The 14,011-nt window shown below is 71.0% G+C and carries 13 protein-coding genes; 2 read left to right on the top strand and 11 right to left on the bottom strand.

Features of this window, described 5'->3' with window-relative positions:
- Position 1: 1 nt before the first annotated feature.
- From ACWGIC_RS26160 to ACWGIC_RS26135, 6 genes are all read right to left on the bottom strand, one after another.
- Positions 2–1,552 (bottom strand): hydantoinase/oxoprolinase N-terminal domain-containing protein, encoded by a 1,551-nt coding sequence (locus tag ACWGIC_RS26160; protein WP_452078563.1) that lies wholly within the window; start codon positions 1,550–1,552, stop codon positions 2–4.
- Between the two features lie 28 nt (positions 1,553–1,580).
- Entirely contained in the window at positions 1,581–2,906 is a 1,326-nt protein-coding gene (locus ACWGIC_RS26155; RefSeq protein WP_452078562.1) for a purine-cytosine permease family protein, read from the bottom strand.
- Positions 2,907–3,018: 112 nt separating this feature from the next.
- Positions 3,019–3,387, bottom strand: a complete 369-nt coding sequence (gene crcB / locus ACWGIC_RS26150; RefSeq protein ID WP_452078561.1) for a fluoride efflux transporter CrcB — start codon at positions 3,385–3,387, stop codon at positions 3,019–3,021.
- Positions 3,384–3,854 carry a fluoride efflux transporter CrcB gene (gene crcB, locus ACWGIC_RS26145; protein WP_452078560.1) on the bottom strand — a complete coding sequence of 157 codons (471 nt, stop codon included), beginning with the start codon at positions 3,852–3,854 and terminating at the stop codon, positions 3,384–3,386. The genes crcB (ACWGIC_RS26150) and crcB (ACWGIC_RS26145) overlap by 4 nt, the downstream gene beginning before the upstream one ends.
- Positions 3,855–3,982: 128 nt before the next feature.
- A complete protein-coding gene (locus ACWGIC_RS26140; RefSeq protein WP_452078559.1) occupies positions 3,983–4,645 on the bottom strand; it encodes an enoyl-CoA hydratase/isomerase family protein in 663 nt (220 codons plus the stop codon).
- 5 nt (positions 4,646–4,650) lie between these two features.
- The gene (locus tag ACWGIC_RS26135) at positions 4,651–5,265 is read right to left on the bottom strand and encodes a TetR/AcrR family transcriptional regulator (RefSeq protein WP_452078558.1); all 615 of its coding nucleotides are present in this window, start codon (positions 5,263–5,265) and stop codon (positions 4,651–4,653) included.
- 149 nt (positions 5,266–5,414) lie between these two features.
- On the opposite strand from ACWGIC_RS26135, the gene ACWGIC_RS26130 reads away from it, so the two are divergent.
- Positions 5,415–6,236: a MerR family transcriptional regulator gene (locus ACWGIC_RS26130; protein ID WP_452078557.1), complete on the top strand. Its 822-nt coding sequence runs from the start codon at positions 5,415–5,417 to the stop codon at positions 6,234–6,236.
- Positions 6,237–6,535: 299 nt separating this feature from the next.
- On the opposite strand, the gene ACWGIC_RS26125 is transcribed toward ACWGIC_RS26130, so the two are convergent.
- The 4 genes from ACWGIC_RS26125 to ACWGIC_RS26110 all read right to left on the bottom strand — a co-directional run bounded on the left by ACWGIC_RS26125 (position 6,536) and on the right by ACWGIC_RS26110 (position 10,858).
- Positions 6,536–6,820, bottom strand: coding sequence for an isoamylase early set domain-containing protein (locus tag ACWGIC_RS26125; protein ID WP_452078556.1), 285 nt, complete (start codon positions 6,818–6,820; stop codon positions 6,536–6,538).
- Between the two features lie 103 nt (positions 6,821–6,923).
- A complete protein-coding gene (locus tag ACWGIC_RS26120) occupies positions 6,924–8,228 on the bottom strand; it encodes an alginate lyase family protein (protein WP_452078555.1) in 1,305 nt (434 codons plus the stop codon).
- An 87-nt stretch (positions 8,229–8,315) separates the two neighbouring features.
- Positions 8,316–9,149 (bottom strand): fumarylacetoacetate hydrolase family protein, encoded by an 834-nt coding sequence (locus ACWGIC_RS26115; protein WP_452078554.1) that lies wholly within the window; start codon positions 9,147–9,149, stop codon positions 8,316–8,318.
- Positions 9,149–10,858 carry an IlvD/Edd family dehydratase gene (locus ACWGIC_RS26110; RefSeq protein WP_452078553.1) on the bottom strand — a complete coding sequence of 570 codons (1,710 nt, stop codon included), beginning with the start codon at positions 10,856–10,858 and terminating at the stop codon, positions 9,149–9,151. The genes ACWGIC_RS26115 and ACWGIC_RS26110 overlap by 1 nt, the downstream gene beginning before the upstream one ends.
- A 151-nt stretch (positions 10,859–11,009) precedes the next feature.
- On the opposite strand from ACWGIC_RS26110, the gene ACWGIC_RS26105 reads away from it, so the two are divergent.
- Positions 11,010–11,285, top strand: a complete 276-nt coding sequence (locus ACWGIC_RS26105; protein WP_452078552.1) for a YggT family protein — start codon at positions 11,010–11,012, stop codon at positions 11,283–11,285.
- A gap of 399 nt (positions 11,286–11,684) precedes the next feature.
- Here ACWGIC_RS26105 and ACWGIC_RS26100 read toward each other — a convergent pair whose 3' ends face one another.
- Complete coding sequence (locus tag ACWGIC_RS26100; protein WP_452078551.1) at positions 11,685–12,821, bottom strand: acyltransferase family protein; 1,137 nt, start codon at positions 12,819–12,821, stop codon at positions 11,685–11,687.
- Positions 12,822–14,011 lie beyond the last annotated feature (1,190 nt).

Raw genomic sequence — 14,011 nt, 5'->3', positions numbered from 1 at the left:
TTCACGCCCCCAGCTGCAGGTCGCCGACCGCCTTGACCCGGATCCGGGTCGCGTTGCCGGGCAGGTACGGGATCGGCACCTCGTCGAAGTCGACGATGCCGACCGACGCCGGGCTCGCCCCGGCGGCCACCGCGCGGTCGACCGCTTCCTGCTTCGCCTCGTCCACCACGGCTTCGCGGCGGCCGGGTTCGATCACGTACACCCGGTCGACCTCGCCGCCGATCTGCGCGATCGCCGCGCCGATGGCGTTGGCCACCGCGTAGTGGTCCGGCCTGCGGACCTCGCCGGACCCGGCCAGTTCGTCCGGCAGCAGCACCGAACCGCCGCCGACGGCGACCACCGGAAGCGGCTCGGACGACGTGCGCATCCGGTCCACGACGTCGGAAACGTCCGCCGCGATCCGGTCCAGCGCCGCCTTCACGAAATCCCGGTCTAGGTGCGCGACCAACGACGGGTCGCCGATCTCGGCCCGTCCCGCGGCGACCGCGATGTCCGTGGCGGTCAAGGTGTCGCCGCCGAACACGAGCGCCTTCGACGTCAGCTCGTAACCGACGGAATCCGGTCCGACGGTCACGCCGGACGCGTCGCCGCGGACCCGGCTGCCGCCGCCGATGCCGATCGAAAGGACGTCCGGCATCCGGAAGTTCGTGCGGATCCCGGCCACGCTCACGTCCGTGGTCGCCTCGCGCGGGAAACCCTGCCGCAGCACGCCGACGTCGCTCGTGGTGCCGCCGACGTCGACCACCGCGCACGTGTCCAAACCGGACAGCACCGCCGCGCCGCGCATCGAGTTCGTCGGGCCGGACGCGAAAGTCGCCACCGGATAGCGGCGGGCGAAGCCGACGTCCATCAGCGTGCCGTCGTTCTGGCTCAGGTACAGCGGAGCGGTGATGCCCGCGCCGGTCACCGACGCGGCCAGGCCGTCCACGATGTGCGCCGCCAGCTCGCGCAGCGCGGCGTTGATCACGGTCGCGTTTTCCCGCTCCAGCAAACCGATCCGGCCGATTTCGTGCGAGAGCGAGATCGCGACGTCCGGCAGCTGCGAGGAGATGATCTCCGCCGCCCGCGCCTCGAACTCCGCGTTCACCGGCGAGAACACCGACGTGATCGCGACGCTGCGGACCCCGGCCGCGCCCATGTCCTCGGCGGCCTTGCGCAGTTCGCTCTCGTCCAGTTCGGCGATGTGCCGTCCGTCGAACTCGTGGCCGCCGTGCACCAGGTAGCTGCGCCCGGACACCGCGTCGACCAGCCGCTGCGGCCAGTCCACCATCGGCGGCAGCGACGCGCCCGCGGGCAGGCTGAGCCGCACCGCCGCGGTCGGGGCCAGCCGGTGCGCCTCGACGAGCGCGTTGATGAAGTGCGTGGTGCCGATCATCACCGCCCGCACCGCGGCCGGGTCGAACGCCCGCTGCCGCTGCAGCCCGTCGATCGCGGCGACGATGCCCGAGGTGACGTCCTCGGTGGTGCTGGTCTTGATCGAGGCGAGCACCTCGCGGCCGTCCAGGAGGACCGCGTCGGTGTTCGTGCCGCCGACGTCGATGCCGATGCGCACGGGGAAATCTCCTTCCAGGTCAGGGAAATCAGGCGGCCGGGGCGGGTTCGGCGTCCGCGGTGGCGCTCTTGCCGACCCCGCGGACCAGACCGAGCTTCCCGGCGGCCACGTACAGAACGAAAGCGACGACGAGCGAGTTGATGCTGGGCAGGCCCCAGTCGACGAACTCGCCGAAGAGCGCGGCGGCGATCCAGACGACGATCGTCGCGGGCACCCACACCGGGGCGTCGGCGGGCACCGAACCGCGGGCGCGGGCCTCGTCGAGGGCGCCGCGCCACTGCTTCACCACGAAGTACTCGGCGACCATGATCCCGGCGATGGGCGGGAACGCGACCCCGAGCACGGTCAGGAAATCGGTGAACTTCGAGAGGATCCCGGCCGCGGCGAGCACGCTGCCCACCAGCCCGAGCACGGCGGTGACCAGGCCGCGGTGCGCCCGTTTCCCGGACACCGTGCCGATGAAGTTCACGACGCCGAGCCCGGACGAGTACAGGTTCCAGTCGTTGATCTTCATCGTGCCCGCGATGACGATCAGCAGCCCGACCCAGCCGACCGACGACGTGACGATCGTGGTGATCTGCGCCGTGCCGACCGCGTGCGCGAGCAGCACCCCGGCCAGGCCGATCACGTACTCGCCGAGCGTGACGCCGACGAGCGTCTGCTTGACGACGTCGCCGGCGGTGCGGTTGAACCGGGTCATGTCCGGCGTGATCACCGCGCCGACGATGAACCCGCCCGCGACCAGCGTCGTCCCCTGAAGCAGGGTCAGCGGCGGTCCCGGCGGCGCGGACGCCACGAGCGCGCCCAGGTCGTGCCGGGTCAGTTCGGAGACCACCGACCAGCCGACCAGGATCAGGAACGCGGGCACCATCAGGTAGGCCGTCCACGCCATCGAATGGAAGCCGCGGACCACGATCGCGGTCACCACCAGGCCGAACACCAGCGCCCATCCCCATTCCGGCAGGCCGCCGACCAGCGCGGCGAGGCCCTGGGCGGACACCGCGGACTGGATGCCGAACCAGCCGATCAGGCTGATCCCGATGGCCAGCCCGATGAGCGCGGAACCGCCGCGGCCGAACCCGGTCCAGCGCGCGATCATCGAGGTGGCCAGGCCCTCCCGGACGCCGATCACGCCGACGAGGATCGTGATCAGCTCGAGGATGACCGAGCCGAGCGTGAACGCCAGCACGGCGTTCCCGAAGCTCATCCCGAAGCCGATCGTGGCCCCGAGCAGGAACTGCGACAGCGCGGAAACCTGGCCGAACCGCTGCACAGCGACCGACCACCACGAATACCGCGCGGAATCGGGCACCCTGGTCAGCGCGTAGTCGTCGACACCGACAGCCGAGGCCATGGCGGCTCCTCATCCGGGAGGGGAACGGTTCCCAGCACGGTAAGCAGCGGCTTCGGCGAGGTCACCGTGCGATCCGCACAGTCAGACTAGCCAGCCTGTGCGGATCGCACCCCTACCCGACCAAGGCGTGGACAGCCTCGTACGCGAACGCCGCCGCGCCGACCCCAGCCGCGATGCTGACCACCACGTTCGCCGCCGCCACGAAGTAGGAACGGCGCTCGACCAGCCGGACTGTTTCGTAGCTGAACGTGCTGTACGTCGTCAGCGCACCGCAGAATCCGGTGCCGAGCAGCGAGTAGACCGCCGCGGGCAACGCGGTCCCGGCCCCGGCGAGACCGCCCAGCAGGACACAGCCGACCAAGTTGACGGTGAACGTGCCCCACGGGAACAGGCTCTGGTGCCGGGACTGGACGGCCCGGTCGGTCAGGTACCGCATCGGCGCTCCGACCGCGGCCCCGAGGAAAACGAGAAGGACGGTCATCGGACAGCCACCTCCGCCGGAACCAGCTTGCGGGTCACCGCGTGTCCCAGCAGGACAGCGAGCAGCGCGGCGGCGAGCGTTCCGCCGAGATAGGCGAAGGCGAGCGGCACGGTGTCCGGCTGGAGAAGGTTGCGCGCTTCGACCGCGTACGTGGAGAACGTCGTGAAGCCGCCGAGCACGCCGACGCCGAGGAACGGCCGTACCAGCCGGTGCGCCGACCACGTCTCGGTGACCAGCACCATCAGCACGCCGATCAGGAAACAACCGGCGACGTTGGTCCAGAACGTCGCCCAGGGGAAGCCGCCGGGCTCGGCGGGAAGGGCCTGCGCGAGACCGTAGCGGGCCAATGCGCCGAGCCCGCCGCCGAGCGCGATCACGCCGAGCACCGACACGTGGTGCCGGACGAGTTCGCGTTGCTGCGCGGGATCTCTGAGGTCGACGTCAGGGTCGAGAGGTTCTTCAGGCACAGTCTTCTCCTACTCCACGGGCACGGGTCGCCGTTCGAGTAGGGACTGTTGGCGGCCTCGGCCGCGGTTGCCCGGGCGATTTCCCGGAGCGGCGAGCCCCACCGCCGCGCGTACGCGAGCCTACCCGATCAGTTTCCCGCTTCCCGCAACGCGGTCAGCGCCGGACCGAACATAGTGGACTTGATCGCGCCGAGCGTGCCGCGGTCCTTCCCCGCCAGCGGAGCGACTCGTTCGGTCGCCGCGGTGCGCAGATCTTCCAGCGCGACGGTCGCGTCGACCAGGCCGAGCGACGCGGCCTGCGGACCGCCGAAGCGGCTCCCCGTGGTCATCGACGCGACGGCGGCGGCGGGCGTCAGCTTCGCCTGGACGAGCGCGGCCATGCCCGGGGTGAACGGGAGGTTGATGTCGGCTTCGGGGAAACAGAAGTAGCCGCGGTCCTCACGCATGATTCGGAAATCGTGGGCCATCGCGAGCATCGCGCCGCCGCCGAAGGCGTGCCCGTTGACCGCGGCGACGGTCGGGACCGGCAGCGCGAGCACGCGGGCGAGAAGTTCGTGGATGCTGGCGACGTACTTGCCGGCGTCGTCGGGGTGGCCGGTGAGCCAGTCGAGGTCGAGGCCGTTGGAGTAGTACTTGCCGCTGCCGATCGTGACGAGCACGGCGGGTTCCTTGCCCGCGGTGACGGTGTCGAGGTGCGTGTGGACTTCGTCCAGCCACGGTGGGGCGAAACGGTTTTCGTCGGCGCCGAAGTCGAGGACGTGGACGGGGCCGTCGGTGGCGAGGGTGGGCATTCAGGTCAGTCCTTTCTGGACTTTTTCGGTGGTTCCAGTGCGAGGATCGCGCGGACGGCCGCGGCCAGCCGGGCGCGACTGTCCGCGCTGGCTGGTCCGGTGGCGAGTTCGCGGCGGAACAGGGCGGTCGGGAGGTCCACGACGCACGCGGTGACAACTTCGACCGCCTGGCCGTCGCCGCGATTCCAAAGCTGGCGGGCGAGCCGGACCAGGAGCCGGACGAGGCGTTTGTCCAAGGCGTGCAAGGCTTCCGCGAGTTCGTCGGGAAGCTGCGGGCCGAGTATTCGCTTCGACGGGACGGCGATCATCATCCGCGCGGCGTCCGGGCGGGCGTCGGCCACGACGGCGGGGGTGTCGGCCGCCGCGACTACCGCTTCGACCGGGTCAGAGGCTTCCTCGACCAGCCGTTCCTGCTCGTCGAGGAAGAAAGTGGCGGCGCGCAGCCAGGTCTGGCCGATCAGGGCGGGGAGATTGGCGAAGGCGTGGTAGATCGTGCTGTTCGGGACGCCCGCTTCCTGCGCGAGCCGCCGGACGGTGAGCGCCTCGGGGCCCGCGTCGGCGATGAGGCGCTCGGCGGCGTCGAGGATCAGCTCGGGATCGTGGATCCGGGGGCGGGGCATGCCGGGGATAGTAATGGAGCAGGTGCTCCAAAACCAGGGCGGGGTGGGGCGCGTCGGTCTCGCGCGGGTTCGAGCCGGGCGGGCAAGGCCGGGCCCTGCGGTAGTTTCTTGACTCTCACACCGTGTCAGGCGGTCAGCTCGGAGACATCATGTTCACCATCGGAGACTTCGCCCGGCACGGCCGCGTATCGGTCCGGATGCTGCGCCACTACGACGCGACCGGCCTGCTGCGCCCGGCGCGCGTCGACCCCGCCAGCGGCTACCGCTACTACACCGCCGCCCAGCTCGCCCGGCTCAACCGGATCATCGCGCTCAAAGGCCTCGGATTCACGCTCCAGCAGGTCCAGGCCATTGTGGACGAGAAGGTCGGGACCGGGGAACTGCGCGGCATGCTGCGGCTGCGGCGGGCCGAGCTGGAGACCGCGATGGCCGCGGCGGAAGCACGGCTGGTCCAGGTCGAGGCGAGGCTCCGAGCGATCGAGAGCGAGGGGCACATGCCCGCGAACGATGTTGTCCTCAAGAACGTGCCCGCCGTCCGGGTGGCGGAGCTGGCCGCGACCGCCGCGAGTTTCGAACCCGAGGACGTGGGGCCGGTCATCGGCCCGCTTTACGACGAGCTGTTCCGGAGCCTGGGCGCCGCGGGCATCACGCCCGCCGGACCCGGCGTCGCCTATTACGAGGACAGCCCGGAAGGCAGCGGCAGGATCTGTGTCCACGCGGCGGTCCAGGTCTCCGCCCCGGTCCAGGACGGCGCCTTCCGCGTCCACGACCTGCCGCCCCTCGGACAGGCGGCGACCATCGTGCACCACGGCTCGATGGACGCCGTGCTGCCCGCCGCCCAAACCCTGGCCCGCTGGGTCGACGCCCACGGCTACCGGGCGACCGGACATCCCCGCGAGATCAACCTGGAGTGCCCCGAGAACCGCGACGACTGGGTGACGGAACTGCAGGTGCCGGTGGTCCAAGCCTGACCGGCGATCGCTGACGGGCAGCGGGAAACCGCCTCGGTCTCCCGCTGCCCGGATTCCGTCTCGAAAGCTCGCCGGAGAAGTTCAGTGAGGCACCGAAGGCGGCGTCCGGCTCGGGGTTGCGGCGCTGTCTCCGGACGCACCCACGGCTCGGTACGCAGGCGGTCCAGTGCGGGGATTCCCGCATCGAGCGGCGAACCTCGGGAACCGGCGTGACCACTCACGAGAGCGGCCGCCGTCCAGTTCGCGTGCTCCCGGCCGCGGACCGCGCGGTACCCGCCGTCCGCCGCGCGGCGACCCGGTCAGTCCGCGATGTAAAGACAGTCGTGCCCGTCGCGGGCGTGGGCGTCCGGGTCGTCCAGCCAGCGGCCGCCGTCGGCCAGATAGCGGAAGCGCAGCCGGGCTCCCGGCGGGACCTCCACCGCGGCCGAGCGCGTGCCGTTCGAACGTTTGCGAAGTTCGTGGCGGCCGGGCTGCCAGTCGTTGAAGTCGCCGACCACGCTCACCGGGCCGGGAGGGGTGTCGAGCGGCAGGACGAACGTCACCCGCCGGGCTCCGGAGCCGCTGCCCCGGCTGGTCTTGATCACGGCGTTTCCCTTTCCCGTTCCGGCGAATCGGTCTTTCTGAATCGTTTCACGACCGACGCCGGGCACCCGGGCGCGGCGGGTGCCGCGTCCGGGTGAAACCGGGTCAGGTGGTGGAAACGTCGTCCAGCTGCTCGGCCGCCGGGCGCACCGGGAACAGGTCTCCGCCGGGCGGAGCCGGGATGCGGCCGGCCGCGGCCCTCGCCTTCCAGTCCCCCGCGTCGGCGGCGGCGTGCACGCTGTCGAGGGCGGCGTACTGGATGAAATGGATGTCCGGCAACGGCCACGGCGAAGCTCCGGTGGCTGCCGGGAGCAGGTGGTCGACGGCGGCGAAAATGCTGCCGCCCTGCGGGTTCCGGTACGACCACAGGTCGACGCCCAGGTGCCGGCCCAGCTGCGCGAGCCGGGTCAGCGCCACGAGGTTGAACGTGTGGTAGTGGTACGTCCGGGTGCGGGTGGACTCCTCGGGCTGGCCGCCGTCCGCGGCGATCTGGTGGTCGATCCGGGCCTTGCCGGAGTCGCGGACGATCCGGCGGGCCAGGTCGCGCTGTCCGACGTAGCTCGCGGTCGCCGCGGTGAGCAGGTCGTAGAAGGTGCCGTGGTTGTTGGCCGCCTTGGCCTCGTCGGTGCCGTTCTTGCTGGTGCGCAGCCAGGTCAGGAAGTCCGCGGACCAGCCGCGGAACGCCTTGCCGTCCGCCTTTGTCCAGCCGGGCGCGCCCGCTTCGAGGATCCGGGCGGCGTCGAGGACCTGGGTGAAGGTGTAGGAGAACTCGATGATGCCGATCCCGCGCCCGTCGGTCTTGCACGGGATGCCCTGCGCGAAGTTCAGATTCGGGTTCATTTTCGTGGCCGCGTCGAGGAACCAGGTGCGCAGGTCGAGCGCGGCGCGCTGGGCGTACTCCGCCTTGCCGGTGTAGTACCAGGCGAGCGAAAGCTGGTAGATCGAGTTGAACGCGACGAGCCGCTCGGCCTTGTCCGGCACGTTCTTCATCTCCGGGTTGACCTGTCCGTCGCGGTCGACGTACGGGCAGCCCTGCGGGTTTTCCGGCGTTTTCGGCTGGCTGGGCCAGTAGTACGGGGCGAGGCTCAGGTAGTCGTGCTTGTCGCCGCTCGGGGGGACACGCTCCTTGTCGACGACTGTCCACGGGCCCTTGGCCAGCGCCTCGTCGGCCTGCTTCAGCAGGTTGGACAGCGACGTGCGCAGCGTCGGATTCCCGGCCCTCAGGCCGATTTTGTTGCCTGCCAGGTGCAGGCCGTCGAGCACCACGGTGTCCGGCACGCAGACGAACGAACACGACCTCGGCGCGGGCGCGGCGGTCGCCGCTCCGGCGGTGGTCGCGAGCAGGCCCGCGACCGTCGCGAGAACCGCCGCGAAACGACGCGGACGGGAAGACCGGGAAGGAGGCAGCACCGCAACTCCGTTCAAGAATATGAATACTCCACAGATATGTGAACTTGGATTGAATAACCGAACGCTCGGGGCCGCGTCAAGGGGAGGTCAGGCGGAGCGGCCGCGCCGGACCGGGTTCCGGAGCGTCCCGACGCCCTCGATCATGATGGTGACCTCGTCGTCCGCCTCGAGCGTGACGTCCGGGCCGGGAACGGCGGATGTCCCGGTGGCCAGGACGGCGCCGCGCGGGAAAACGTCGCCGCGATAGAGCCACGACACCAGATCCGCGAGCCGGCGGTGCAGCCGCGCGGTGGACGTCTCCCCTGCCCAGAGCAGTTCTCCGGCGCGGTGGATCGTCACGGCGATGCCGAGCGCGTACGGGTCCGGGATGTCGCCGGCGGGCACGATCCACGGCCCGGCCGCGCACGAGGCGCGGTACGTCTTGGCCTGCGGCAGGTACAGCGGGTTTTCGCCTTCGATGCTCCGCGAACTCACGTCGTTGACGATCGTGTAGCCGACGATTTCCGCGTTCGCGTTGCACACCAACGCCAATTCGGGTTCCGGAACGTCCCAAGCGGAATCTTCGCGCACGCCGACCGGCTCGCCCGGCCCGCGCACGCGACGTCCGATGCTCTTGAAGAACAGTTCGGGCCGTTCCGCCTCGTAGACCCGCGCGTAGACGTCGGCGTCGCTGCTCTCCTCCATCCGCGCCTCGCGCGAAACCTCGTAGGTGACTCCGGCGGCCCACACCTCGGTGTCGTCGTCGACCGGCGCCCGCAGCTCGCCCGGTTCTCCCGGCGTCAACTCGACGGCCATCGCTTCCGTGAATTCGTCGGCGGACAGAGCGAGCAGGGACCCGAGCGTGGTGCCCGGCGGGAGCGCACCGGTGGACGTGCCGTCGGTGACCTGCCAGCCCGCGGCGGTCTTCGCGAGGCGGCGCATCAGTGCGAATCCCTCGGCACGGCGGAACCGCGGGTGCCGTGCAGGAAATCGAAGTCCGCGCCGAGGTGCGCCTGGGTGACGTGCTCGCGGTAGAGCCAGGCGTATCCGCTGCGGTACGGGCTTTCCGGCGCTTCCCACGCTTCGCGGCGAGCGGCGAGTTCGGCGTCGGACACGTGCAGGGTCAGTTCGCGCGCCGGGGTGTCGAGCGTGATCCGGTCGCCGGTCCGGACGAGCGCCAGCGGGCCGCCGACCGCCGATTCCGGGCTCACGTGCAGCACGACGGTGCCGTAGCCGGTGCCGGACATCCGGCCGTCGCAGATCCGCACCACGTCGGTGAGCCCCTGGTCGAGCAGCTTCTTCGGCACCGGGACGTTCGCCACCTCCGGCATCCCCGGGTAGCCCTTCGGACCCGCGCCGCGGATCACCAGGATCGTGTCCGGGGCGACCGGCAAGTCCGGGTCGTCGGCGACGCGGTGGTAATCCTCGGCGGTGTCGAAGACCAGCGCCGGTCCGGTGTGGGCGAGCAGTTCCGGCGACGCGGCGGATTGCTTCAGCACCGCGCCGTCCGGGGCGAGATTCCCGGTGAGCACAGCGGTTCCGGTGCCGGGCGGCTGGAACGGCGCCTCGACCGTGGTGATCACTTCGTCGTTCCAGCATTGCGCGGTTTCCCTCGGCTTGCCGGTGACCGTGCGGACGTCGGTGTGGAGAAGCCCGGCTTCGGCGAGCCTCGTCAGCACGACGGGAACACCGCCTGCGTAACAAAAGTCCTCCATGAGGAACCGGCCGGACGGCATCAGGTTCACCAACGTGGGCACGGCTCGGCCCAGCTCGTCGAAGTCGCTCATCGACAGCGGGAAGCCGACGCGTCCGGCCAGCGCGAGAAGGTGCACGATCGCGTTGGTGGACCCGCCGATCGCCGCGTTGACGCGGATCGCGTTCTCGAACGCCGCGCGGGTCAGGATCGCCGACGGCCGCAGGTCTTCCTCCACCATCGCGACAATCCGCTGACCGGCCGCCTGCGCGGTCTCGAAGCGCCGCGCGTCGACCGCTGGCCAGGCCGCGGATCCGGGCAGCTGCATGCCGAGCGCTTCGGCGAGGCAGGCCATCGTCGAGGCGGTGCCCATGGTCATGCAGTGGCCGTTGGAGCGGGCCATGCAGCCTTCGGCGAAGAAGCACTCCTCCTCGGTCATCCGGCCGGCTTTAAGCTCTTCCTCGAACTTCCAGACATGCGTGCCCGAACCGACGTCGCCGCCGCGGAACTTGCCGTTGAGCATCGGGCCGCCGGTGACCATCACCGCGGGAAGGTCGGCGCTCGCCGCGCCCATCAGCATCGCCGGGGTCGTCTTGTCGCAGCCGGAGAGGAGAACCACGCCGTCGAGCGGGTTGGCGCGGATCAGCTCCTCGACCTCCATCGCCATCAGGTTGCGGTAGAGCATCGCGGTGGGGCGCATGAGGGTTTCGCCGGTCGCCATCGTGGGGAACGCGAGCGGGAAGCCGCCCGCCTGCCAGACGCCGCGCTTGACCGCCTCGGCGACGCGGTCGAGATGGACGTTGCACGGGGCGAGTTCGGAGACGCTCACCGCGATCCCGATCACCGGGCGGCCGTCGAACACCTCCGGGCCGAAACCCTGCGACCGCATCCACGACCGGTGGATCATCCCCGCCCGGCCGGACGCGCCGAACCAGGCCGCACTGCGCCGCTCGCCCACCCGGCATCCGCCTCCCTGAGGTCTTCCCGGTCTTCGATACCCGATCGGGGGGCTCCTGGCAATCGGCTGAGAATTCCCGCGAACCGGACACTTCGCGGGGGCGCCGGGCGTTGGACCGGGTGGAAACGTCGCCGGAAACGCGAGGTGTGCGATGAGCCTGATCGGGACCCTGGTCGGGTATGCCCTGACCGTGTTCATCCTGGTGCTGGTGGTGCGGATGGTACTGGACTGGACCCGTCTCGTGGCGACCGGGCCCGCCTGGCTCGGGCAGGCGCGGCGGATCAGCCACCGGGCGACCGAACCGGTGATCGCCCCGGTGCGGCGGGTGCTGCGGCCGGTCCGTACCGGCGGGGTGGCGATCGATCTGGCGTTCACGGCGGTGTTCTTCGCGGCGCTGGTGGTGCGGTCTGTCGCGTTCGCGTTGTGAGGCGGACGGGTGTGGGCCGCGATGGGTTCTCCAGGACGAAGGCCGCGACCGAGCGCCGGTGCGCGATGATCGTTTCTCCGGCAACAGCGGAGCGGCGGCTTGAACCCGATCGGCCCTGCGCATGCGGGGAGGAAGGGTGCCACTCGGCGCGGCCACCAGCGCGCATCCGTTGCCGTGGACTGGTGCCGTGACGGTTGGCCGGGCGTTTCCGTGGCAGCGGATGAGTGCGCCGACCGGTGCCGGAGGCTTGGCCGGGTTCCGGGCGTCCGTGGGGCGGTCGAGCGCGTCTGCCGGGTTCCGCGTCAGCAGGACGTTGGACGTGGGGAGCGCGATCGCCGTTCGCCCTCGGTCCGGGAAGCTGAGCTGGGCTTTCCGGGCGGCGTCGGGGTCCGGTGAGCGTCAGCCGGGTTTTCCGGCGGCGACCGGGGCCGGTTCGCCGTCGGGGCGGCGGCGGGCGGCCCAGGAGTCGTAGCCGCGCATGAGGAAGCGGTGCGCGGGGCGTTCGACCAGGCGGGTGAGCGCCCAGCCGAGGACGACTCCGGCGGTGATCATGCCCGCGGTCTGCAGCAGCGGGTCGGCGCCGAGGCCGGACAGCCAGTGCAGCACGAGGTAGCCGATGGCCTGGTGGATCAGGAAGACGCCGTAGGAGACGCCGGCGAACCAGGTGATCGCGCGCTGGGCGAACGGCGGGAGGAACCGGTTCCAGTCCGGGCCCGCCGCGGCGAGCGAGATCACCGCGATCCCGATCGCGATGCCGATCGTCGAGCCCCATTCGACGCGGATTCCGGCCGGGGTGACCGTCGCGCCGTGCAGGGCGTGCGCGGTGACGCAGAGGACCTCCAGCAGCACGAATTCTGCCGTGGAAACGCGTTTCGTGGTCCACAGCCGGACCGCGATGCCGGCGACGAACAGATGCCAGCGGTGGAACCCGAAGCCGTCGACGACCACGCGATACCACTCGGGCGGACCGGCGACGCGCAGCGGCCATTGCGCGAGCGGGACGAGCAGAGCGGCCCACATCACGACGCGGAACTTGCGGCCGTGGCCCCAGCTGCCGCGGTAAAGCAGCGCGGCGACGGTGAACGCCATGAGCTGGAGGGGAATCGTCCAGTGGGAGCCGTCGAGGAAGGGGAATTCGGCGGGCTTCCAGTTCCAGAGCATCAGGAGGTTGCCGGCGAGGTCGCCGAACCGCGGGCTGAACCATCCGGGCGGCGAGAGGTACCGCAGCGCGAAGTAGATCGCCACGACGGCGGCGAGAAACGGCGGCAGCAACCGCGCGATCCGCCCCCACCAGTACCGGCCGAGCGACCCGCGCCCGATGGTGACGGCGGCGAAGTACGCGGAAATCACGAGCAGCAGGCTCGCCCCGACCTGATGCGGGAACACGAACCGCCGCGGCCCCAGCTCGGGATGCACGACGACGCTCATGAAGGTCGCGTGGTACAGCAGCACCAGCACGACGCACCCACCGCGCACGAGGTCCCAGCTGATCCGCCGGTTCCCCGAAGACACGCTCACCGGACGGAACGAGGACACGCGCTTCACCGTAACTGGTGGGGCCCTCGGGGCGGGGAGGGACCCTGGGGCGTGTTGGGCGGGGATTTCCGGTACAGGGGCCCGGGTTCGCGGCCCGGAGGCGGGGGCGTTTCCGGAAAATCCGTGGTGGCAGAGGGGTTTCTGCCGGGGGCTGGGTGGACCGCGGGGTGGCGGGAGGGGCGCTTGTCGCGGCGGGGTTCCGGTGAGTGAGAGGTTTTGGGTTGGGGGCAAGCGGAATTCACCCGTTGGATGTGACGGACGAATGCTTGCTTGGCTGTGGGCGGCGGTGGGGTTGTCGGCTGCGGGAGGGTTCGGGACGGGGCTGAATCGGTCTTGTGGGTGGTCGTGGTCCGGCTGGGCTGCGTGGGCCGTGGCGGGGAGGTATTGGGGTAGCCCGGGGGACGGCGCGACGGTTTGGCTGTTGCGGGACGGGTGGATTGGGAGCGATGGGGAGTCGGGGTGTGGTCGGCGGCCGGTCTGAGGTGGGGGAAACCGCTCCGGGCGTTGCGCTCGGCTCCGGTCGGGTGCCCAGCGTGCTGGGCGGCGGTTCGGGAGGGGCGGGTGCCCCGGGGCGCGTGGGAGCGGGCTGCGGGCGGGCTCGGATCGGGCGCACGGGGGCGGGCCCGACTTCAGTCAGTCTGCTTCCGGAACGGGCCGGGGGCCTTTCAGGCAGCCCGCTTCCGGGGCTGGGCTGGGCTGGGCTGGGCTGGGCTGGGCTGGGCTGGGCTGGGCTGGGCTGGGCTGGGCTGGGCTGGGCTGGGCTGGGAAAGCCTCACACAGCCCCCTCCAGAGCGAGGCCGAGCCGGAACACTTCAGCCAGCCGGCTCCCCCAAGCGGAGCCGAAGGGCGGCCTCAGTCATCTCGCTCCCGGCTCGCGACTTGGCCCGGCGCGACCCTGGTCAACGGTGCCCGCCCTATCTCGGCTCCAGATCTCGGCACGCCCGAGCCGACCGGCCCGCGCAGCTGGCCGGCCCGCACGGCCGACCAGACCGCACGGCTCGCCACAGCTTTCGGCTGCCAGGCGAGCTTGACCGGCGGACGGGCCCTAGCCCGCCGCAGTTCCCGACTTAGCCCGCCACAGTTCCCGGCTCCCAGCTCCCAGCTCCCAGCTCCCAGCTCCCAGCTCCCAGCTCCCAGCTCCCAGCTCCCAGCTCCCAGCTCCCAGCTCCCAGCTCCCAGCTCCCAGCTCC

The organism is Amycolatopsis sp. NPDC054798, from assembly GCF_053611505.1.
Note: the sequence above shows the minus strand (reverse complement) of the source record. Positions and strands in the feature narration are given on the sequence as shown.